The 21,297-nt window shown below is 59.2% G+C and carries 17 protein-coding genes and 1 tRNA gene; 13 read left to right on the forward strand and 5 right to left on the reverse strand.

The annotated features are described in order from the left end of the window. Positions 1-208: 208 nt before the first annotated feature. The gene (locus tag DL88_RS03835; protein ID WP_034991819.1) at positions 209-1,225 is read left to right on the forward strand and encodes an AraC family transcriptional regulator; all 1,017 of its coding nucleotides are present in this window, start codon (positions 209-211) and stop codon (positions 1,223-1,225) included. Between the two features lie 287 nt (positions 1,226-1,512). Beyond that, a complete protein-coding gene (locus DL88_RS03840; RefSeq protein WP_034991822.1) occupies positions 1,513-2,550 on the forward strand; it encodes a zinc-dependent alcohol dehydrogenase family protein in 1,038 nt (345 codons plus the stop codon). 229 nt (positions 2,551-2,779) lie between these two features. Here DL88_RS03840 and pheT read toward each other — a convergent pair whose 3' ends face one another. Further along, complete coding sequence (pheT, locus tag DL88_RS03845; RefSeq protein WP_034991824.1) at positions 2,780-5,230, reverse strand: phenylalanine--tRNA ligase subunit beta; 2,451 nt, start codon at positions 5,228-5,230, stop codon at positions 2,780-2,782. 352 nt (positions 5,231-5,582) lie between these two features. On the opposite strand from pheT, the gene DL88_RS03850 reads away from it, so the two are divergent. From DL88_RS03850 to DL88_RS03895, 10 genes are all read left to right on the forward strand, one after another. Continuing rightward, entirely contained in the window at positions 5,583-5,990 is a 408-nt protein-coding gene (locus DL88_RS03850; protein WP_034991827.1) for a hypothetical protein, read from the forward strand. A 369-nt stretch (positions 5,991-6,359) separates the two neighbouring features. Continuing rightward, complete coding sequence (locus DL88_RS03855; RefSeq protein ID WP_034991832.1) at positions 6,360-6,830, forward strand: tellurite resistance TerB family protein; 471 nt, start codon at positions 6,360-6,362, stop codon at positions 6,828-6,830. A 77-nt stretch (positions 6,831-6,907) separates the two neighbouring features. Continuing rightward, on the forward strand, positions 6,908-7,696 hold the full coding sequence (locus DL88_RS03860) for an SDR family NAD(P)-dependent oxidoreductase (protein ID WP_034991838.1): 789 nt from the start codon (positions 6,908-6,910) through the stop codon (positions 7,694-7,696). A gap of 239 nt (positions 7,697-7,935) precedes the next feature. Continuing rightward, the gene (locus DL88_RS03865; protein ID WP_034991841.1) at positions 7,936-8,661 is read left to right on the forward strand and encodes a glutamine amidotransferase; all 726 of its coding nucleotides are present in this window, start codon (positions 7,936-7,938) and stop codon (positions 8,659-8,661) included. Between the two features lie 290 nt (positions 8,662-8,951). Further along, complete coding sequence (locus DL88_RS03870; protein ID WP_034991844.1) at positions 8,952-9,953, forward strand: NAD(P)H-dependent glycerol-3-phosphate dehydrogenase; 1,002 nt, start codon at positions 8,952-8,954, stop codon at positions 9,951-9,953. A 146-nt stretch (positions 9,954-10,099) separates the two neighbouring features. Next, on the forward strand, positions 10,100-10,534 hold the full coding sequence (locus DL88_RS03875; RefSeq protein WP_034991846.1) for an EVE domain-containing protein: 435 nt from the start codon (positions 10,100-10,102) through the stop codon (positions 10,532-10,534). A gap of 206 nt (positions 10,535-10,740) precedes the next feature. Next, positions 10,741-11,310: an elongation factor P gene (gene efp, locus DL88_RS03880; protein ID WP_034991849.1), complete on the forward strand. Its 570-nt coding sequence runs from the start codon at positions 10,741-10,743 to the stop codon at positions 11,308-11,310. Between the two features lie 94 nt (positions 11,311-11,404). Further along, on the forward strand, positions 11,405-12,514 hold the full coding sequence (locus tag DL88_RS03885; protein WP_034991853.1) for a hypothetical protein: 1,110 nt from the start codon (positions 11,405-11,407) through the stop codon (positions 12,512-12,514). Between the two features lie 251 nt (positions 12,515-12,765). After that, complete coding sequence (locus DL88_RS03890; protein WP_034992346.1) at positions 12,766-13,557, forward strand: inositol monophosphatase family protein; 792 nt, start codon at positions 12,766-12,768, stop codon at positions 13,555-13,557. A gap of 302 nt (positions 13,558-13,859) precedes the next feature. Then, positions 13,860-13,934, forward strand: a tRNA-Val gene (locus DL88_RS03895). A 142-nt stretch (positions 13,935-14,076) separates the two neighbouring features. Here the strand turns inward: DL88_RS03895 and DL88_RS03900 are convergent. After that, the gene (locus DL88_RS03900; protein ID WP_034991857.1) at positions 14,077-15,120 is read right to left on the reverse strand and encodes an acyltransferase family protein; all 1,044 of its coding nucleotides are present in this window, start codon (positions 15,118-15,120) and stop codon (positions 14,077-14,079) included. Between the two features lie 608 nt (positions 15,121-15,728). Here DL88_RS03900 and DL88_RS03910 point away from each other — a divergent pair. Further along, on the forward strand, positions 15,729-17,171 hold the full coding sequence (locus DL88_RS03910) for an aspartate aminotransferase family protein (RefSeq protein WP_051955552.1): 1,443 nt from the start codon (positions 15,729-15,731) through the stop codon (positions 17,169-17,171). Between the two features lie 187 nt (positions 17,172-17,358). Here the strand turns inward: DL88_RS03910 and DL88_RS03915 are convergent, their stop codons facing one another. The 3 genes from DL88_RS03915 to DL88_RS03925 form a co-directional block, all read right to left on the reverse strand. Further along, positions 17,359-18,429, reverse strand: a complete 1,071-nt coding sequence (locus DL88_RS03915) for a 2,3-butanediol dehydrogenase (RefSeq protein WP_034991862.1) — start codon at positions 18,427-18,429, stop codon at positions 17,359-17,361. A 130-nt stretch (positions 18,430-18,559) separates the two neighbouring features. Beyond that, a complete protein-coding gene (locus tag DL88_RS03920; RefSeq protein ID WP_034991864.1) occupies positions 18,560-19,339 on the reverse strand; it encodes an acetoin reductase in 780 nt (259 codons plus the stop codon). A gap of 130 nt (positions 19,340-19,469) precedes the next feature. Further along, positions 19,470-20,975 carry a hypothetical protein gene (locus DL88_RS03925; protein ID WP_034991867.1) on the reverse strand — a complete coding sequence of 502 codons (1,506 nt, stop codon included), beginning with the start codon at positions 20,973-20,975 and terminating at the stop codon, positions 19,470-19,472. Between the last annotated feature and the right edge of the window lie 322 nt (positions 20,976-21,297).

The raw sequence follows: 21,297 nt of genomic DNA on the forward strand, positions 1-21,297 counted from the left end.
CATTCTCACAGCGGCGCCGTCGCGCCTTACCCTCGCTCCTCCCTCATTTTCGTCGTGATCGCCTTTTGGGTCCATTGCAACCGATTTCATTGATGTTGCCGTGGCAAACAGACTCCCTCAATATGGTGAAAATGACATGTGGCTGTCCGGGCAATAATTTGCCCCGGTGGGCGGGCAGACCATCTGACGGGATTGGGAGGTTCCGGCGATGTTGGAAACGGCACTGGTGCAGGATGGAAATGGCAATCCCCTGCTGCGCGATAAGCGCAACGACTCGCGCGAATGGTCCGTTGTGAACGATTTTTGTCATCAGACCTATATGCCGCTTTCGGCGCGGCCGCTGACGCGAGGGCTTGATCCCAATGCCACCATCCGTACGCTGAAGATCGGTCGGATCACCTTCAGCCGCTTCTGCTTCGGCACACCTACACGCGCGGATGATTTCGATCCCGGTTCCGGGAAGATTATTGTCGTGAACACGTTGCGTGGCAGCGTGCGGCACCCGCTTGGCGGCAAAGACACTGTCGATACCCGGCCCGGCAACAGCTATGTCGTCGATTGCAGCCGTACCGCGTATTGGAACATCGCGGATGGGCATGACCTCCAGTTGAATCTGACCATCCCGCATGCATTGATGGAGGAGACCGCCGCGCGCTGGTACGGTTTTGTTCCTGGTGACGATCTATGGAAGAAAAGGATGGTCTTCGGCGGCGGCCAATCCGCCTGGTTGTCTTTGCTGGACTATGCGACGCGATCGGTGGATGCGCGTCATGACTCCATAGCCGACCCTCTGATCGAGCGGCGGATCGAAGAGACCATCTGCCTCGAGCTTCTGCGCAATTGGGCGGATTGCGCCGGTCTCGACCTGGATACCGGCGCCCGTTCCGCGGCACCGCATTACGTGCGGGAGGCCGAGAGGCTGATGATAGAACGCGCGGCGGAGGCGCCGACCATAGCCGAGATCGCCACACGGCTCGGCATAACGGCCCGCAGCCTCTCGGAAGGGTTCCGCCGGTTCCGTGGCATCACGCCCCATGATTTTCTCACAGCACAGAGGTTGGACAGCTTGCACAAGGCCCTGCAAACGGCTGGCCGGGGCGAGACTATCACTTCCGTTGCCATGGCCCGCGGCTATGTCAATCTCGGCGCAATGGCGGCGAGCTACCGCAAACGTTTTGGTGAAAGCCCGGTGCAAACCCTCCGCAACCGGTCAGCTCACGGCTGAAGGGTCGTTTCAGAGCCGAGGAAAGTCCGGGCAAATTGTTATAATGTAACATATCTTTCATCGATTCGACCCAGGAGCGCCGGGTTCGGTTGATGGCGCACGTTTTCCTTCCCATTCCGAATGTGAATTTCCGATCTGGGACGTTTCACGCTTCACGGCGGTCTACTCTTCCTGATCCGGATGCATAGACTGCCGTCTCGCTGAGAGGCTTTTGGCATGCAGGGAACCAGCTCCTGCGGCCTGACCAGCCAGCGAACAGAAAATTTGCGACCAGGAGGAGAAACGCAGTGAAAGCTCTCGTCTATCAGGGGCCGGGCAAGAAAGCCTGGATCGAGAAGGAAAAACCCTCGATCCAGAAGGCGACCGACGTCATCGTCAAAGTGACCAAGACGACGATCTGTGGCACCGATCTGCACATTTTGAAAGGAGATGTGCCCACGGTCGATGAGGGGCGCACGCTCGGCCATGAAGGGGTCGGTGTCGTCGACGAAGTCGGCCCCGCAGTGCGCAACTTCAAGAAAGGCGATGCGGTGCTGATCTCCTGCATCACATCCTGCGGGGCCTGCCCGAATTGCAAACGCCAGCTTTACGCTCATTGCTCTGACGGCGGCTGGATCCTTGGCCACCGGCAAGACGGCACACAGGCCGAATATGTCCGTATCCCGCATGGCGACAATTCGCTTTATCCGCTCCCGGCGGGCGTCGACGAAGAGGCCCTGGTGATGCTCTCGGATATTCTGCCGACCGGGCTCGAGATCGGTGTGCAGGCCGGCGGCGTGAAGCCCGGTGACACAATTGCCATCATTGGCGCCGGTCCTGTCGGCATGTCAGCTTTGCTGACCGCGCAGTTCTACGCGCCCGCTCGTATCGTCATGATCGATATGGATCCGGCTCGCCTTGCCCTTTCCCGGCAGTTCGGCGCGACTGATACGGTCCAGGTGGGCGCCGAGGATGTGGTGACAGCCGTCATGGCCATGACCGGCGGCCTGGGCGTCGATGTTGCAATCGAGGCGGTGGGCATCCCGGCAACATTCGATATCTGCCAGAAGATCATCTCGCCCGGCGGGAACATCTCCAATGTCGGTGTCCATGGTGCGCCAGTGACCCTGCATATCGAGGAACTCTGGATCAAGAACATCAATATTTCGATGGGACTTGTCTGCACCAGCACGACACCGATGCTGCTCAAGACCGTGCAGGCGGGCAAGGTCGATCCCAGCAAGCTGATCACCCACCGTTTCAAGCTCGATGAAATTCTCGATGCTTACGAGGTTTTTGGCAATGCCGCGCGCGAGAAGGCGCTGAAGGTTGTTCTGACAGCCTGAAGCACGTTCTGACGACGATTGGGCCGCCGGGGCATGTATTCACCCATGTCCTGGCGGTTCCCCGAGACATGGGCGTCATACTTTCGCTTTCGCCGGTTTATGAAACGTGCAGGCTAGAGCATGTTCGGATGTTTCCGAACTGCTCCCCCGAGGAAAATTAGAGCATTTTCAACTCATTTGACTCGCGTAGCGATTCAATCCGAAGCGAAAATGCTCGAGATGCCTTTCATCACCCCCGCAACACCGCGCCGGTCTTCTTTCCGGCCTCTGCCACGATTTTCGTCGCGATCGTTTCGATCTCGGCTTCCGTCAGGGTCTTGTCGCGTGGCTGCAGCGTGATGGCGATGCCGACCGATTTTTTGCCTTCCGGAACACCCTTGCCCTCATAGACGTCGAAGACATCGACGCCGGCGAGCAGCGCGCGCTCGGCGCCCTGGACCGCCTTGATGAGATCGGCAGCCGCGACTGAACGATCGACGAGGAAGGCGAAATCGCGCCGCAGAGGCATGAAATCGGACAGATCGAGCTTTGGACGCGCTTTTGTCGGTTTGGCTTTGGGCAACGGCAGAGCGTCGAGTCGGATTTCAAAACCGGCGACGGGGCCTTCCATGTCGAGCGCACCGAGCAGGCGCGGATTGAGTTCACCGAAGGTGCCGATGACATTTTTGGGTCCGAATTGCAGATTTGCCGAGCGGCCGGGGTGCCAGACATCGGAACGGGTCGTATCCTTGCCACCCTTGCTGCCGTCGCCGGGCACGATCTGCAAGCCGCCGAGTGAGACGCCGAGCGTGTTCAGGAGATCCAGCACATCGGCTTTCGCGTGATAGGCATCGGCAGGTTTCGCCGGGCCGGACCAATGTTTGTCCTGGACATATCCCTGCCGGAGCCCGGCGGCGGCGGTCTTCTGGTCGGCTTCGCCATCACCCTGAAAAATCTGGCCGACTTCGAACAGAGCGACATCCTTGAAGCCGCGTGCCGCATTGCGCTTGGCGGCGGCGAGCAGGCCGGGCAGGAGGCTCGGCCGCATGGCCGAAAGCTCGGCGCTGATCGGATTGGCGAGCAGCGTCGCGGCCGTGGCCCCGCCGAACAGGGCTGCCTCCTTCTTGTCGATGAAGGACCAGGTCACCGCCTCGACAAGGCCATTGGCTGCGAGCGCCCGCTTGGCGACACGGGTGCGCCTTTGCGCCAGGGTCAGGACCGGCGAGACGAGCGGGGCGCCTTCGCGTGGCAGCGGCTGCGAGGCGACTTTCGCCAGACCGGCGATGCGGATGATTTCCTCGACGATATCGGCCTTGCCTTCGATATCCGGCCGGGAGCTCGGTGCCCGGACGAGGACGAGATTGCTGTTGCCGGGCAGGTTCATCAGCTGGAAGCCGAGATTTTCCAGAATGCCGGCCATGACCGAGGGATCGAGATCGACGCCGGTCAGGCGATTCACCTCACTCCAGGGAAATTCGATCCTCGTTTCCGGTTGCGGTACCGCGCCGGCGACGACCACCTCCGAAGGCTCGCCGCCGCAGAATTCCTGCACGAGAGCTGTCGCGAGATCGAGGCCGGGCATGGTGAAGGCGGGGTCGATACCACGCTCGAAACGATAGCGTGCATCGGAATTAATGCCGAGCGCGCGCCCGGTGCGGGCGATATTGACCGGATCCCAAAGGGCCGATTCGATCAGCACATTGGTGGTCGTCTCGTCGCAGCCGGTCGCCGCGCCGCCCATGACACCGGCCAGAGATTCGACGCCGTCCTCATCGGCGACGACGACCATGGTCTCCGTCAATGAATAGGTCTTGCCGTCGAGCGCGGTGAGCGTTTCGCCAGAGCGCGCAAGGCGAACGGTGACGGCGCCCTTGATCTTGTCGGCATCGAAGACGTGCAGCGGGCGGGCGCGATCGAAGGCGAGATAATTGGTGATGTCCACGAGGGCGTTGATCGGCCGCAGGCCGATCGCCTTGAGCCGTTTCTGCAGCCAGTCCGGGCTTGGCCCGTTGCGAACGCCACGCACCAAATGCAGGGCGAAGACGGGGCAGAGAGCCTCGGAGCCTTCCGGCAGCTCGATGCGGGCTTCGACGGGGGCGGCGAAAGCGCCGGCGATGGGCGCAATGTCGCGCGTCTTAACGATGCCAAGACCGGCGGCGGCGAGATCGCGCGCGATGCCCGCGACACCCATTGCGTCGGGCCGGTTTGGCAGCAGGTTGATGTCGATCATCGGATCGTCGAGCCCGGCATAGACGGCATAGGGTGCGCCGACAGGAGCATCGGCCGGCAGATCGAGAATGCCGTCATGATCGTCGGAAAGGCCGAGTTCGGCGCCGGAACAGAGCATTCCGTCTGATTCGACGCCGCGGATGACGCCCTTGCCGAGGGTGATCTTCTTGCCGGGAATATAGGTGCCGGGCGGTGAGAAGACGGTTTTCATGCCGGCGCGTGCATTGGGTGCGCCGCAGACGACCTGCACCAGCTGGCCCGTGCCGATATCAACCTTGCAGACACGCAGGCGGTCGGCATTGGGATGTGGCTCGGCCTCGATCACGGCGGCGATGATGAAATCGCGCAAATCCTTGGCCGGATCCTCGACGGCCTCGACCTCCAGGCCGATATTCGTCAGCGTTTCGACGATCGTGTCGAGAGAAGCCTCTGTATCGAGATGATCCTTCAACCAGGACAGCGTGAATTTCATGGACGTTCTGCTTGAGCTTGGCCTTGCTGCTTGACTAAAGAGCCTTGGCAAAGAGCCGATGGTCTGATGCACTGAAAGGGGTTTCTAGTGCATCGGCGATGAAAGTGGCACTGCGATTTGCGAAATATTCCGCCTTTGCGCAACAGTGCCGGAAAATTTTGCGGAATTTCCCGGCATCACCCGCTTGCGAAGCGGGGAGGGGCTTGCGGCGCGCGCGATTTCACGATTGAAAGAGCTTGGCCTTTTCCGCAGACTAAAACCAGTAGGCATTTTCCCGAATCCTAAAGTTTCAGCCTGCCAAGTTCCATCTTGCCGAGTTTCATCTAGCCAAGTTTCATCTAGCGAGGACTCCATGGCCGCATCCAGAGCTTCATTCGCCGGTCTTTTGGCCGTGGTCCTCACCCTTTTCGCCGGTTTGCCGGGAGCCATTATGGGCAGCGTGCCGGGCCATGCCGCCGATGTCGCCTCCTTATCGGATGTGCCCGACACGACCCCGGAGGACGGCGTGCCCTGTGCCCTCAAGGGCTTCTCACTGACCGAGACCAATGCCTCGATGCTCCCTTGGGATGATGTCTGGTATGGGCATTTCTCCGGTGGCCGTCCGAGCGGTGTGCAGGATGTCATCGGTCGCGAGGTCATCGACTGGCGCGACGAGCATTTGTGTTTCCCTTCCAAAAAAAGTTGCGACGCCTATATGACCAAGATGCGGCATTCGTATCATCGGCCGGAAGGGTACTGGACCTGCCTTGTCCTGCGTTGACCTTATGGCTGATCTGCGGGTGCGCTCATGGATGCCGTCATGGGATCGGGTTCAGGGGCGCCGCGCTTGGTTTAAGCTGCCGTCCGGCTGAGTGTCATTATGCGGTCAGGGCGGCGGGCTAGAGTGTTTCGGCTAGAGCATGTTCGGATGTTTTCGAACGGCTCCACTTGGAAATGCTCTAGATCCAGAAACGCTTCACTCAGAAAATGCTTTAAAGAAAATTCCATCTGTTGCGGGCCTTGCAGCCTGAACGCAATCCCTTTGCATTTTCTTTGGGGCCTTGCCGATCCGCTCCGGATGGCCTGTGTTCCTTTTCGCGCGTTTCTTTTCGATTGTGTTTGATCCCTTTCCCTTTTGGAACCGACCGGCATGTTCGACGCCCTGAAGCGATTCATCGATCGATTGGCGGATCTGCCTGAACCCGATCCGGTTTTTTCCGAGGATGATTTCCGTCTCGCCGCCGTCGCGCTCATGGTGCATGTCGCCCATGTCGATGGCGAGACTGTCGCTGCCGAGCGCGACAAGCTACAAAGCCTTGTCGAAGAGCGTTTCGGCCTCGACCGCAAGGCGAGCCGCGCCTTGCTGCGGCAGGCCGAGGCGAGCGACAGAGTGACCGCCGATTTTTCCGAATTCACCGATGTTCTGAAGCGTCATCTCGATGAGGAGGCCCGTGCCCGCGTCGTCATGATGATGTGGGATATTGCTGAAGCCGACGGCCGGATCCATGAATTCGAGGAGAATATGATCAAAAGGATCACGGAACTTCTCGATGTGTCGCCTCAAGCCCGGCGGCGGGCGATGGATCTGCCGCCCGACGGCACCGACGTTCTGGCGGAATGATCGCTTCCGTAAGGATCGCTCCCATGACGATAGGCCGCCGGCCCCGATGCGTTGCGCGGTGAGTTTCGAGGCGAAAGATGAACGGGAAACGGCAAATCGTTCTGATTACAGGCGCTTCCAGCGGAATTGGCGCCGAGCTCGCGCGTATCTTCGCACGCGAAGGTCATGACGTGGGTCTTGTCGCGCGGCGCGCCGAAAGGCTCGAGGCTTTGGCTGAGGAAATTACCCTGCGTGGCGGACGGCGTCCTCTGGTTTTTCCCTGCGATCTTGCGCAAGCCGATGCCGCCGAACGGCTTTCGGAGGCCTTGGTGGCGGCGGGCGCCGTTCCGGCCATCCTGGTCAACAATGCGGGTTTCGGACTGCTCGGTGCGGTGGATGAGCGCGAGACTGCCGATCAATTGGCGATGATCGATGTCAATATCCGGGCGCTTGTCGCGCTGACGGCGCATTTCCTGCCGCAGATCCGGTCTGTGCGCGGCAAGATCCTGAATGTGGCCTCCGTGGCCGCCTTTCTGCCCGGCGGTCCGCGTCTTGCCGTCTATTACGCCTCGAAAGCCTTCGTTCTCTCGTTCAGCCGTGCCTTGCGGGAAGAATTGCGCTCCGAAGGCATCAATGTAAGCGTCCTGTGCCCCGGCGTTACGCGGACGGAATTCCAGGAAGTCGCGGGGTTTGGAACAAGTCTTGCTTTAAACAGAATGCCGGAGGCGAGTGCCACAAAAGTGGCTGAGGCTGGTTATGCCGGTCTCATGGCGGGCCGCGGCGTCATTACCCCGGGCCTGCTGAACAAGCTGACAGAATGGTGCGTGCCTCTGATCCCGGATGGCCTTTTGCTGCGCGTGATCGGCAGCGTCCAAGGGAAACGGTGAATAAACCATCCCGCTGATCCTGCGCTGATCCTTCTGGGGGATCGTTCATTTTCCGGGTATGTCCAGAAACGAAAGAAAATGGTAAATTTTGTGTGTTGTCCTCTTTGTGAGGATACGGGCAGATGCTCGGCGTTCTATTCCGGACGGCACGAGGAGGTTCGAGCAGAACCGCAAGTTTCCTGTCGCACGGCATGTGATTCCCTCGACATTATTCCATTTTTCTAGTAAATTTGTGGATTATGGAAGCGATCCAAGACGTCCCCAACAAAATTCTGGTTGTTCTTCACCAGGAACATTCGACGCCCGGCCGTATCGGCCGGCTTCTGGAAACGCAGGGCTATCAGCTTGACATGCGGCGTCCGCGTTTCGGCGATCCTCTGCCGTGTTCCATGGGTGATTATGCGGCCGCCATTATTTTCGGTGGCCCGATGAGCGCCAATGACGGCGAAGACTGGATCCGGCGCGAGATCGACTGGATCGGCGTGCCGCTCAAGGAGGAAAAACCCTTCCTCGGCATTTGCCTTGGCGCGCAGATGCTTGCCCGCCATCTCGGCCAGACGGTCTCGCCGCATCCGCAGGGCAAGGTGGAGGCTGGTTATTACCGGATCCATCCGACGGAGCAGGGCCACAGGATTTGCGCGCAGCGTTTCCCGGATATGGTTTATCAGTGGCACCGTGAGGGCTTCTGCCTGCCGCGGGGCGCGACCCTGCTCGCCAAGGGGCAGGATTTCGAGGCGCAGGCCTTTCGCTATGGAAAACACGCCTTTGGGCTGCAGTTCCATCCGGAAGTGACGATCGCGATCATGTGCCGCTGGCTTGCCCGCGCCAACCTCCGTCTGCGTCAGCCGAATGCCCAGCCGGCGCATCGCCATATCCAGAGCTGGTGCTGGCATGACCGGCGGATCGCCCGCTGGTCCGATGCCTTCGTCCGCAGCTTCGTCGGTGGCGGCACTCTCGCCGCTTAAAGGGCGTTAAAGCAATTGCTTCTGCTTCTCGCAGGAGACTCTTGAGGGCGGCTTTGCCGCCCTTGTTGCATCCTGCCATCGCGCAATTTCGCCGGCTCTCGTCAAATCCTGGATCTCGTCAAACCATTGCATGGTTCCGCTCGACAGATTATGCCTGCGACGCGGGCTAATCCCGAGCCCATCTCTCGATGAGCATGAGGCCGGAAGATACGGCTCCCCGCTTGCGGCGTGGCGGGTCTATCCCGTGAGGGTGGGGCGGGTATTGGCCGGGGTCTGGAGAGAGGCTGAAGATGACGCGCTGGCGGCGGATCGCGACTCTCGGTGGCGGAGCCTGGGGCACCGCGCTCGCCAATCTGGCCGCGCGGGCGGGCGCTGAAACTGTCGCTTTATGGACACGTGACCCGGCCCATGTCGCCGAAATGGTGGCGACAGGCGTCAATGCGCGGCATCTGCCTGGAATTCCGCTGCATTCTTCCCTTCATGCAACCAATGACCTCGGCGTCGTCGCGAATGCGGATCTGATTATTGCGGCTGTCCCTGCACAGGCCCTGCGTGGCGTCCTCGAAGCCGCAGCGCCGAACCTGCCGGCCGGTACGCCGATCGTCCTTTGCTGCAAGGGGATTGAACACGAGACCGGTCTGTTCATGAGCGAAGTCGTCGCTGACGTTCTGGCCGATCAGCCGGTCGCCGTCCTTTCCGGGCCGAGTTTCGCGGTCGATGTGGCGCGCGGAAAACCGACGGCGGTGACGCTTGCCGCCTATGATCCCGCTCTTGCCGATGCTCTGGTCGAGGCGCTCGCCGCGCCCTGGTTCCGGCTCTATTCGTCCCATGATGTGCGCGGTGTCGAACTCGGCGGAGCGGCAAAGAATGTGCTCGCCATAGCTAATGGCATTGCAGCGGGCCGTGATCTTGGCGCGAGCGCCGGGGCAGCCCTGATCGCGCGCGGTTTTGCCGAGCTTTGCCGTTTCGGCCGCGCTTTCGGGGTCGAAATGGGAACGCTCGCTGGTCTTTCCGGGCTCGGTGATCTGGTTCTCACCTGCGGCTCGGCGCAATCGCGCAATTATTCCTTCGGTTTCGCTTTGGGGCAGGGCGCTTCCATCGCGCAGGCGCGTTCGGCGATCGGTCTCGTCGAGGGCTATTTTACCTGCGGGATTCTGAACGATATTGCCCGCGCCAAAAACATCGACATGCCGATCGCGGCGGCGGTCGATGCCGTCCTCGGTGAACGGATGGATGTCGATGCGGCCATAGCGGCGCTGCTCGCGCGGCCGGCACGGCCGGAACTTGCTTGAAGTCATACCGGAGGTCGTAAAGAACGGCTTTCGGTTCCTTTCTTGAATTTTCGCTTTTTTCAAAGCGATGGCGAAAATTCTAGAACGGTCCAACGGTCATCTCTTATGACCGTTGGTATAATCCCGTGTGAGGTTTGGGGGAGGAGATGGCACATTGGCTGATCAAGAGCGAGCCGAACAAATGGTCGTGGGACGATCAGATCGCAGCCGGGCGTGATGGCACGTTCTGGAACGGCGTGCGCAACCATCTCGCCAAAAAACATCTCATGGCCATGCAGGTCGGCGAAAAGGCATTTTTCTATCATTCGAATATCGGCAAGGCCGTCGTCGGCATCGTCGAGGTCATCAAGCCCTATTATCCCGATCCTTCGGATGAAAGCGGCAAATTTGGCATGGTCGACGTCCGCGCCTATCAACCGCTGACGAAGCCGGTTCCGCTCGATCAGATCAAAACCGATCCGCGCCTCGAGCAAATGGTTCTCGTCAATAATTCCCGCCTGTCCGTGCAGCCGGTCAGCGAGGATGAATGGAACGTGATCTGTGCTCTCGGTGACCCGGGCAAGGTTTATCCTTTCGCCTGAGACGCGCCAGTGCCATCTTTACCTGTCCGCTTTGGCTTTGATGCAAATGGGGCCACCGGTTGACGCCCATGCGGTGGAAGGGCAATGAAGGTCTGAAAGCAAGAGGCCTTGTCGTGATGGAAAGGCCACGATGGAACGCTGAAATGAAACGCGCCGGGCTCGAAAGCCGGCCCTGACGCGGATCGGGAGCGGATTGCAGGAAACCCATGCCGAAGATCAACGGAAACCAGATTACGCCCGGAACGGTCATCGAACATGACGGGGGCCTCTGGGCCGCCGTCAAATCGACGACCGTCAAGCCCGGCAAGGGCGGCGCCTTCAACCAGGTCGAACTCAAAAATCTCATTGATGGGCGCAAGCTCAACGAGCGTTTCCGTGCCGATGCCACGGTCGAGGAAGTCGAGCTCGAACTGAAGGATTTCAGCTTTCTCTACGCGCAGGGCGATTCTCTGGTCTTCATGGATCTCGAAAGCTACGAACAGATCGAACTCGCCGCCGATTGGGTCGGGGAACGCGCCGCCTTCCTGCAGGACGGTATGAAAATCACCTTGCGCATGCACGAGGCGCGGCCGATCAGCATCAAACTGCCGGCCTATGTCACTTTGGAAATCGCCGAAGCTGATCCGGTGGTGCGCGGCCAGACGGCGACATCGACCTACAAGCCGGCGATTCTTGAAAACGGTTTGCGTGTGCTCGTGCCGCCTTTCATTGAAAAGGGCGAGCGCATCGTCGTCGATACCAATGAAGTCACATACATGCGACGCGCCGATGATTAAATCCGTCTGATCGCACTCTGCATTTTCATCGTGCGGCCGCGTCGTCGAAATGGGGCGAACCTGGGTACAGCGATCTTGAGCGATGGAGAATCGGATGCAGGTAGCGCGAGGCGGGACACCTTTCTGGCTTGAGGCGTCGAGACCTCTCATCGAGCCCATGCTGCGCGCCATGAAGCTCGCCAATACGATGCTCGACGCGCTCTATTACGATGTCCAGGTCGTTGCCTGGGAATTGTTCTGGCGTGGCGCGATTGTCGTCGGTGGCCGTGAGGATCTCGTCTCGGCGAGCCTTGCGGAAATGACGCGGGCCTTCAGCACCCTCGATCTCGGTGCTTTGTCGAATCCCGAAGGCTCGATCATCGTCGTCGACGCCGGGCGGCCGCCCTATATCGTCCGGTTTGAGAAGGTTGCGGATTTTCTGAACTGGGCGGATGCGGCGGCAGTCCGCGCGGTCTCCATTACCGGGGCCGGCAGTTCGGCGTTTGGATCCGTCAGTTTCGCCTGGAATGTGTCGGTGGCGCTCGGGGAGCCGGTCGCGGCTATTGTGCCGGGCTATGGACTTGCCGATGTCGCTCATCAGATCTGCGAAACCTGTTTCGGCTATGGCAAACATACGGACTGGATCGGTTCCTTCGTCCAGTCCGTTCTTGCTCTGGTGGCGCCGCAATTTGCCGCGATCGGTCATAAAGCCCTGGCGCAATTGCCCGAGCGCGCCTGGGCGTTCCCCGGAGCCTTCCTGTTTCGCTATTCCGGTGACGCGCCGGAGGTCCTCCATCATATTCTTGAAAACGCCCGGGGGCGTGGCATCGCCTTTCTCTTCGGTCACAGCAAGGGGGCCTTGGCGGTCAGCCACGCGCTTGCCGATCTTGCGCCCGAAAAGATGGAGCCATTGCGGATCATCACCTTTGGTTGCCCCATCGCCGAGGATCGCAAGGCTGCGGGCTACCATCAGTTTCTCGGCGTTTTCGATGGATTGGGATGGCTGAATTCCTGGGGCCATCTGCCGGATATGGTGATCTTCAGTCACCACAGCACCAATACCGCCCTTCTCCTGAGCATGCCGGTGACTCTGCTGACGCGAATCGCCCTCGCTCAGGATCGACGGTTTGCCTCTCTTCCCACACTTCCAGCGATTGCCGACAGGACTGTGCCAGCGACTTCTTCCCCGGTTTTGGTGCCGGGACCCTGGCCGCGAAAATCATAGAGCGTTTCGGATATATCCAGAAACGCTCTCCTAAAAAATTGGAGCATTTTCAAGCCCTGGAATCGCAAAGCGATTCAATATTCTCGAAAAATGCTCCTGACCGCGAAACGGCGCGCGGGATTCCCCTTTCCGTTTTCATGCTCTATATGCGAGCGACATTTTTCCGAAAAGACAGACCAAAGCTTTTTCCTCATGGCCGCGCTGGCCCGCGCAGCCGTGAGGGGCAGGATTTGGCACGAAAGGTAGAGGCCATGATCCGATCCGCCCTGATGAATGTCATGACCGCCGCGGCGACAAAGGCCGGACGCGGCCTCAAGCGCGATTTCGGCGAGGTCGAAAATCTGCAGGTCTCCGTCAAGGGACCGGGTGATTTCGTTTCGATGGCCGACAAGAAATCCGAAAAAACCCTGTACGAGGAACTGGCGCGGGCGCGCCCCGGCTATAGCTTCGTGATGGAGGAGAGCGGCATTCACGAGGGCAGCGACAAGACCCATACCTGGTATATCGATCCGCTCGATGGCACCACCAACTTCCTGCACGGCCTGCCCATCTTCGCCATTTCGATCGGCCTTGCACGCGAGGGGCAGATCGTCGCTGGCCTCGTCTATAATCCGGTGACTGAAGATATGTTCGTCGCGGAAAAGGGCCAGGGCGCTTTCCTCAACAATCGTCGGTTGCGCGTCGCGCAGCGGCGGGAACTCGCCGATACGCTGATCGGCTGCGGCGTGCCGCATCTTGGCAAGGCCAAGGATCATCCGCGATTCAAGGCTGAACTGGGCCATGTCATGGCGCGGGTGGGCAATGTCCGGCGTCTGGGCGCGGCGGCGCTCGACCTCTGTTATGTCGCCTCCGGCAGCTATGATGGTTTCTGGGAACGTGGCCTGCAATCCTGGGACATGGCGGCCGGCATTCTCATGATCCGCGAGGCGGGTGGTTTCGTCACTGACGCGGAAGGCGGAGGGGATATGCTGACCAAGGGCTCGATCTGCGCGGGTAACGAGGCGATCCACGGCCAATTGCTGGCGCTGCTCCGCGCTGTTTGAGGCCCGTTCTGACGAATTATATGCACCGGGGACTGATCTGATACCAAGTCTCAATGAGCATGACTCATAGAGACTTGGCCCTGCGATGCGGGGCGGCGGCTTTCCGCCAAGTCTCCTTGATCGCAACAGGTTGCGATCAAGGAGACTTGGTATGGGACGTTGATGCCTAGCCTGGGGTGAAATTCGTCAAAACGTAAAATAGCGCCGATTGCCGCTTGCCTCGGCTCGGGCAACCCGATATAGGAACCCCACTAACGAGCAGCCTCCGCCGGATCATTCCAGGTGCCGGTGTTGCAAAGCTCGGGCGCGTAGCTCAGCGGGAGAGCACTACCTTGACATGGTAGGGGTCACAGGTTCGATCCCTGTCGCGCCCACCATTATATGGTCCCCTCCGGAGCCTCCCCCAGAGAGGCCGCGATGGATCATTGATCCAATCCACGTCTTGCATCGGCATTGAAACATCTCCGATTGGAGCGTTTGGATCTCTCCGGAAACGCTCCAGGCGGCCGGTTTGACGCCTCATTGGCCAGCCCTTTTAAATTTGCCTTTATCGAATGGTGCCTGCAAGGGCGTGGACCGAGGCCATTTCGCCAAGCCGAACAGTGGTAGCCATCCTTTCCTCTCCAGGAAAAGATGGATCGCATAGGGGAATGCGACGCCCGCAAAGCTGCAGAGAATGAAATAGACCGGTGCCGCGTGAATGAGGCGTGTTTTCATCAAGAGAATGCGCAATCCGGCGGCGGCCAGGATGTGGAGAACGAAAATCGTCATCGAAGTCACGCCGAGAGCGCCGAGAATATCCTGAACGGGACCCGTCATCATCATGGACATGCTGATGACGAGCGTGATCCCGGCGATCGTGGCGGGAAGGGCGATCGGGGCATCCGGCAGGTGATAGGCGATGAGGCTTGCCGAAATGGTGAGCGCGATGAAGGCCGGGCCTGACGCAAGGGTGAGAAAGGGCGCGAATCGTCCCTCGGGCGAGGATTGGTGCAATGGGTCGCACAAGGCGAAACCCGCCAGGAAGAAGGGCGCCGAATGCAGCAATTGGTGCGGAACGCCGCTATCCAGGGGCGGCACGATATAGCTGAGCGCCAGCATGATGAGCGCGGTGGCTATGACGAGAAATCGAGACCGGTAGACGATACAGACGAGGATCTGGCAGAGCATCAAAACATAAAGAAACCAGAATTGACCCATCGGCGCCCAGCCGATTTCCAGAAGGTCGCTCAGGTGGGTGCTTCCATTCGTTACCGAAGAGAGGGAAATGAGGATCGCGCCCTGAATGATCGACCAGAGGAAATAGGGGTAGAGGATCGTCTGCAGCTTGTTTTGCAGAAAGGGTCTCACGCCGGTCTTCAAGCCATGCGGTGCGTTGATACCTGACAAAAAGAAAAACAATGGCATGTGAAAGATGTAGAGCGTGTAATCGAGATTGAGCCAATAGGTCTCAGTGGCGATTCCCGCGTTCACGATCCCGCGTTCGACATGGCCCATGACGACAAGGAGGATACCGATGCCTCTTGCTGTATCCATCCATTTGATACGTTCGGCTTTGACCATCGACTTCGAGATCCTCCCGAGAATTTTATGCGGTTTCCTTGAGGGGCTGCCTCGTGGCGGCGAATCCTTGAAGCGTTGCGGATGGCGCAAGGCTGCTAAGCTCGTTATATACCACCATTCCCGTAGGAATAAGGCGTGCACGCTGGTAAATCATTGGAATAATTCGCAAGAATGGGACCCGGAGCTCATTCCTGTGGAATTCGGGTCTTGCTGATGGCGGCTTGCGGCGAATCCGGCGGGGCGTCGCGAAAAGAGGCTGCTTGGCAGGCGATTCTCGCGGTAATCAGCTTGGGAAGCGAACCGCAACGAGGATATTCCTGTTCTGAACCATCCGTTGCGGCTACAAAATCGAAGAGACCGGCGGAATAATGGTGATTCCGCGACTGGTGCTCTTGGGCATTTTCCGCCAATGTTGAATCGCTTCGCGATTTTATTGTTTTGAAAATGCCTTGAATTTTAGAGCGGAGCGATTTCGGCCACCGAAACGTTCCAGCGGCATGGGATACGAATCACACGGCCGCGCGGGCGGGCAGCTTTTGCGCAATGGCCGGATGGTCCGGGAATCTTGAAACGGTCACTCCATTCATAATTCGATCGATGAGGCGGGAATGAACACACTTCCGGCGCGAGACTTGAACGCTTTGGGATCTGCCGGTGCTCACGGCTCCTACGATATCCCGGCGCTTATCGCCGCGCGCGAGTCCGATCGCTACGGCCTGCATCTGACGCATCTCAACGAGATGATGGTCAAGGTTCTGCAGACCATCGGCTATGATGTCGGGTTCAAAAGCGGTCACGGTTCCTATCTCTATGACCGCAATGATGCGCGCTATCTCGACCTGTTGAGTGGTTGGGGGGTCTTTGCGATCGGCCGCAATCACCCGCTCCTGCGCGAGGCCCTCACAAGCGTCCTGGCCGCCGATCTCCCCAATCTCGTCCAGATGGATGTCTCGGTTCTGGCGGGCGTGCTCGCCGAGCGGCTGCTCACTTACACACCTTTCCTCGATAAGGTGTTCTTCTGCAATTCCGGTACGGAAGCGGTGGAAGCGGCGATCAAATTCGCCCGCCGGGCGACCGGCCGTTCCGGCATCGTCTATTGCGAACACGCTTTCCATGGATTGAGCTATGGAGCCTTGTCGCTCAACGGCGACGCCATTTTCCGGGAAGGATTCGGCGAAACCTTACCCGGCTGCCGTGCCGTGCCTTTCAACGACCTTGGCGCGCTCGAAAAGGCGCTGGCGAAACAGGATGTCGCCGCCTTCATCGTGGAGCCGATCCAGGGCAAGGGCGTGCATATTCCAGACGATGGCTATCTGGCCGGTGTCCAGGCGCTCTGCCGCAAATATGGCACTCTGTTCGTCGCGGATGAAATCCAGACCGGGCTCGGCCGCACCGGGAAATTCCTCGCCATCGACCATTGGGGCGTCGAGCCCGACATGGTGTTGATCGCCAAGGCTTTGTCCGGCGGCCATGTGCCGGTCGGCGCCGTCCTTGCCCGTAAGGGCGTTTTCGAAAAGACTTTCTCCCGCATGGACCGCGCGGTGGTCCATGGCTCCACTTTCGCCAAGAATGATCTCGCAATGGCGGCGGGGCTAGCGACGCTTGAGGTCATCGAGCGGGAAAATCTCGTCGAGAAAACCGCGCGGCATGGCGAGAGGCTGCTGACCTTCTTCCAGGGTCTGCTCGACCGCTACGAACTGATGCATGCGGTGCGCGGCAAGGGTCTGATGATCGGCATTGAATTCGGCGCGCCGCGTTCGCTCAAGCTGAAAGCCTCTTGGACCCTGCTCGAGACGGTCAATGCGGGATTATTCTGCCAGCTAATCACCATCCCGCTGTTCAAGGAGCACAAGATCCTCGTCCAGGTCGCCGGCCATGCGAGTCATACGGTGAAATTGTTGCCGCCGCTCGTCATCGATGATGGCGATTGCGACTGGATCGAACGTGCCTTCGAGACGGTGATCGCGGATAGCCACAAGGTGCCGGGAGCCGTCTGGTCTCTCGGCAAGACGCTTGCCGACCACGCCATGAAGGCGCGCATGGCGAAATGAGTAAATAAGAGTGAGAGGATAGGAAGAACGCCGATGGGATAACCATCGGCGTTTCGTTTGTGAGAGAGTATCCCATACGAAGCCTTATAAATCCCAATCCGTTGGGATTTATAAGGTTCGGCGGAAAGCCGCCGCCTCGCCGTCGCGGGGGCACGTCTCAATGACAGTGGCTCATTGAGACGTGATATTATTGGACGTCGATCAGAATCTTGATCTGCTCGCCCGCGGGATCGAGGAGGGCGTCGAAGCCGCTGACCGCGTCGTTCAGCCTGATCTTGCGCGTGACCACTTTTTTCGCCGGTAATTGTCCCGAACTGATGAGGCGGATCACGCGCGGCCAGAGATGGGTCGGATAGGCCCAGGCGCCTCTTATATCGATATCCTTGTAGGTGACCTGAAACCAGTCGATCGGATTGGGATGGGGATGCAGCCCCGTCTGGACGATGACACCCTGTTTGCGTACCGCATCGACACAGGCCTTGAGCGCATGTTCATTGCCGACGCATTCAATAGCGACATCGCAGCCGACCTTGCCTTCGGTTGCTGAACGCACTTTTTCTCCCACATGATCCTGTTTCGGATTGATGGTAATGACATCCGGCAAAAGATCGCGCGCAAAGGCGAGCCGCGCGTCGTTGAGATCGGATATGAAGAGCTGCGAGGCTCCCGCCGCGCGGGCCGCGAGGAGCGTGAGGAGCCCGATGGGGCCGGCGCCCGTCACGAGAACACTGTCGCCAGCCTTGACGCCGCCACGGTCGCAGGAATAAACGCCGACGGCGCTCGGCTCGACGAGGGCCGCCTCCTCATCGCTCATGGCATCGGGAATTTTTACGACATTATAATCATGCAATACGGCCTTCTGACCCATGCCGCCCCAGGCCCAGCTGAGGCCCACGAGAGCGAGATCGGAGCTCAAATGATACAGGCCGCGGTCGGCATAATAATCGCCCGAACGTGGCATGATCAAAGGCTGTATGGAGACACGATCGCCGGGCTTTACGTTGGTGACACCCTCGCCCACGGCCTCGACGACGGCGCCGAATTCATGGCCGAGGATCTGTGGCCCATGCGCCCTGGTGAAAGGATGCGGGTCTTTCGGAATGAAAATGGGACCGTAGGAATATTCGTGGAGATCCGTTCCACAAATGCCGACGAAACGATTGCGGACGAGAACCTCGCCGGGGAGAAGCTTTTCCGGTGGCCCGTCGATCTCCTCGATCCGCAGATCCTTCGCTGCATGAAAACGCAATGCCTGCATGATTTATCCTCCCCTATACCGCCGTCTATCGGGCGGTCTCATAATAAGGTTCATGGATCCGCCTTGCCTTGATCCATGACGGTCGGCGGATTACCGCAACCCCGCAGTCGGATAGTATGATCGTGATGTATCAGCGATAGACGATGCCGCCATCGGTGATGATGGCCTGGCCGGTGATGTAGTCGGAATCAGGTCCTGCGAGGAAGGCGACGAGAGCCGCGACATCATCCGGCGTTTCTGCGCGGCCGAGAGCGATGCTGCCGACATATTTCTGATAGGTTGCGCCGATTTCGGCGCCGGTGACTTCTGCCATGCGCCGGTCGATCTCTACCCACATATCCGTGCCGACAATGCCGGGACAATAGGCATTGACGGTGATACCGAAAGGCGCGAGCTCCTTGGCGGCGGCCTGCGTCAGAGCGCGCACGCCAAATTTGGTGGCGGAATAGACGCCGAGCAGGGCGAAGCCATCATGACCGGCGATGGAAGAAGCATTGATGATCTTGCCCTTGCGTCCTGTCGCCTTGAATTTCGCGGCGGCGGCCTGAATGCCCCAGAGCACGCCCTCGAGATTGATCTTGAGAATGCGGTCGACTTCTTCCTGCGTGACATCGAGAATCGGCTGGACCTGAGCGATGCCCGCATTGTTCACGATAATGTCGAAACCGCCCAATGTGGATTCTGTATGTTCGACAGCCGCATGGATCTGCGCCCTGTCACTGATATCGGCGATGAAGATCGTCGCCTTGCGCCCGAGCGCCTCGATCTCCTTTGCGACGGCCGCGGCCTTGTCCTTTTTCACATCGGCGATCGCGATTGACGCGCCATCTTGGGCGAGCCGCAAAGCAATGCCGCGGCCGATACCCTGACCGGCGCCCGTCACCAGTGCCACTTTGCCTTCGAGCTTCATGCAGATCCTCCCGTTCGATATTGTTTATCAATTAATGTTCATGCGCGTTGCCGCAATGGCGTATCCGCTTGTCGGTTCGACGCGGAAAACCTGCCAAGATCAGGGATGCCGATATGGGTCTTCGATTCAATCAGAACGACATGAATGTGCCGAGCACGAAACCATTACCGCTGACTGTTCCTCCCGCCTGATTGCGGGAGATCACATGAATGAATTCGCCCTGGAGGCTGACCCAATCGGTCAGTTTGTAGCGGGCAAAGCCGATGGTCGACGAATTCGAGCGGAGCAGAGTGGTTGGATCGCCATAATCGGCATTGAGCAGGCTGATGCCCCATGAACCGCCGACAGAAAAACGATTTGCGAAAGTGTAGCTCGCCTGTGCATAGCCGCCGTAGGAATTGCGTGTTTGCCCGGTGCGGGTGACGCCATCGAAGAACAGGAAGGTCGAGCCCATGCCTTGACCATAATAGCCATAGGCGAGAAGGCTGACGGGGCCTGTATCGAGGCGAGCCCCGATATCGATGGCGGTGGAGCGCACCTTGGCGCCTGGCGCCACCCCTCCGCTCGTGACGACATTGTCATTGAGTTCCGCGCGATGCTGTTGCGTCATGCCTGAGCTCCAGGCCATGAATTTCGTGTCGTCGCTGAAAGCCTTGACATATTTCAGTCGCCATTGGAGACCCGGCTGGTCATGCCCCGTCATGTCGCCGGAAAAGCCCGAATAATCGAATTGCTGCAGCGGCGAGAAGACGCCGACGGAAAAGAGAAAACCGTCGAGATCCGGCGTCGTATAGGTGATCTGCGGCAGCCAATCCATGTAGAAATAGCCAAAGCCCACACGCCCCAGCGTCGCATCGCCCGGCGCAGCATTGCCGGAGAAGAAACCGGCGCCGGGAATGGTAGCATCGTTCAGAACGCCGTCGGCGGCGAAGAGGCCGAGATCGCGGCCGATCTTCACGACGCCGAATTCGGGCGTGCCGATGGTGCCGAACACCTGTCTCAGATCGATGCCCGGCGTGCCGAGCGCTGTCGCGGTGCCGCCGTTGTTGGCGTTGAATTTGCCGACCGAGACATTGTTGCCGCCGGTATAGAGGCCGAGCGTGAAGCTGAGATCGAGACCTTCCTGGCGCGTTGTGAGATTGGTCACGAGATTGCTTGGCAGATAGCCGGCGCGTATCGCACTGGAATTATTCGTCACATTGGGGGCGAGAAGGCCACCGGCGACGGTTGCATTGCCGCTTGTCTTGAAACCCTGTGTGGCGAAGAAACTCAAAACGCCCGTCAGCCTGAGATCGACCTCGCCGATCCGCACCCCGATTCCATCCTTGAGGCGGGTGACGTAGCGATCGCTGGGAATGCCCGGCGCGCCATCCTTCGTCACGACACGGCGCGAGGGGACGGTTGTCGCCTTCGCCCTTTCCTGCTTTTCGCGTATGTGGCGGTCTTTCAGGGTGTGATATTCGGTCTTGGTGAGAATGCCCTTGGCGCGTAGCTGATCGAGCAATTGATCGGTCGTATCGGCTTTGGCTTTGGTGATGAAACCGGTTTGGAAACCGGCGTCCCCCAGACTCATGAGACCGATGCAGAACGCAAATACACAGGATCCGCGCCCCCGCGCGCGGGTCTTCTTGGTCATGCCATCCTCCCGAGATGGTTTGTTTTTGTTTTGAAGTGCTGATCTTATATGCTGATCTCGCACGCTGATCTTTCGCAAGGACCGCCGTTTTTGTTTTGAATGCGTTTCCTTGTCTTCATCGATACGACTGCTGATGTCGGACCGGTATGTTTTACGGTGACCAGGCCCGGTTGGGTCGGGCCTGGTCACTCAAGGAGAGTCAAGACGGATGGGAAGGGGATAACCCGTCCTAAAACTCTCCCTAGAGCATTTTCCAATTAGCTTGAAACGCTTCGTCTCTTGTTGAGAAAATGCCCTGACTGTTTTGTGGGGAGTGTTTCGG

Origin of the sequence: Beijerinckia mobilis (assembly GCF_000745425.1) — a bacterium.
Classification (GTDB): Bacteria; Pseudomonadota; Alphaproteobacteria; order Rhizobiales; family Beijerinckiaceae; genus Beijerinckia; species Beijerinckia mobilis.

Bases quoted from the DNA above. Each gene is read 5' to 3' on its own strand.
- DL88_RS03835 (WP_034991819.1), top strand. From the start codon at position 209: ATGTTGGAAACGGCACTGGTGCAGGATGGAAATGGCAATCCCCTGCTG.
- pheT (WP_034991824.1), bottom strand. From the start codon at position 5,230: ATGAAATTCACGCTGTCCTGGTTGAAGGATCATCTCGATACAGAGGCT.
- DL88_RS03850 (WP_034991827.1), top strand. From the start codon at position 5,583: ATGGCCGCATCCAGAGCTTCATTCGCCGGTCTTTTGGCCGTGGTCCTC.
- DL88_RS03855 (WP_034991832.1), top strand. From the start codon at position 6,360: ATGTTCGACGCCCTGAAGCGATTCATCGATCGATTGGCGGATCTGCCT.
- DL88_RS03860 (WP_034991838.1), top strand. From the start codon at position 6,908: ATGAACGGGAAACGGCAAATCGTTCTGATTACAGGCGCTTCCAGCGGA.
- DL88_RS03865 (WP_034991841.1), top strand. From the start codon at position 7,936: ATGGAAGCGATCCAAGACGTCCCCAACAAAATTCTGGTTGTTCTTCAC.
- DL88_RS03870 (WP_034991844.1), top strand. From the start codon at position 8,952: ATGACGCGCTGGCGGCGGATCGCGACTCTCGGTGGCGGAGCCTGGGGC.
- DL88_RS03875 (WP_034991846.1), top strand. From the start codon at position 10,100: ATGGCACATTGGCTGATCAAGAGCGAGCCGAACAAATGGTCGTGGGAC.
- efp (WP_034991849.1), top strand. From the start codon at position 10,741: ATGCCGAAGATCAACGGAAACCAGATTACGCCCGGAACGGTCATCGAA.
- DL88_RS03885 (WP_034991853.1), top strand. From the start codon at position 11,405: ATGCAGGTAGCGCGAGGCGGGACACCTTTCTGGCTTGAGGCGTCGAGA.
- DL88_RS03890 (WP_034992346.1), top strand. From the start codon at position 12,766: ATGATCCGATCCGCCCTGATGAATGTCATGACCGCCGCGGCGACAAAG.
- DL88_RS03900 (WP_034991857.1), bottom strand. From the start codon at position 15,120: ATGGTCAAAGCCGAACGTATCAAATGGATGGATACAGCAAGAGGCATC.
- DL88_RS03910 (WP_051955552.1), top strand. From the start codon at position 15,729: ATGAACACACTTCCGGCGCGAGACTTGAACGCTTTGGGATCTGCCGGT.
- DL88_RS03915 (WP_034991862.1), bottom strand. From the start codon at position 18,429: ATGCAGGCATTGCGTTTTCATGCAGCGAAGGATCTGCGGATCGAGGAG.
- DL88_RS03920 (WP_034991864.1), bottom strand. From the start codon at position 19,339: ATGAAGCTCGAAGGCAAAGTGGCACTGGTGACGGGCGCCGGTCAGGGT.
- DL88_RS03925 (WP_034991867.1), bottom strand. From the start codon at position 20,975: ATGACCAAGAAGACCCGCGCGCGGGGGCGCGGATCCTGTGTATTTGCG.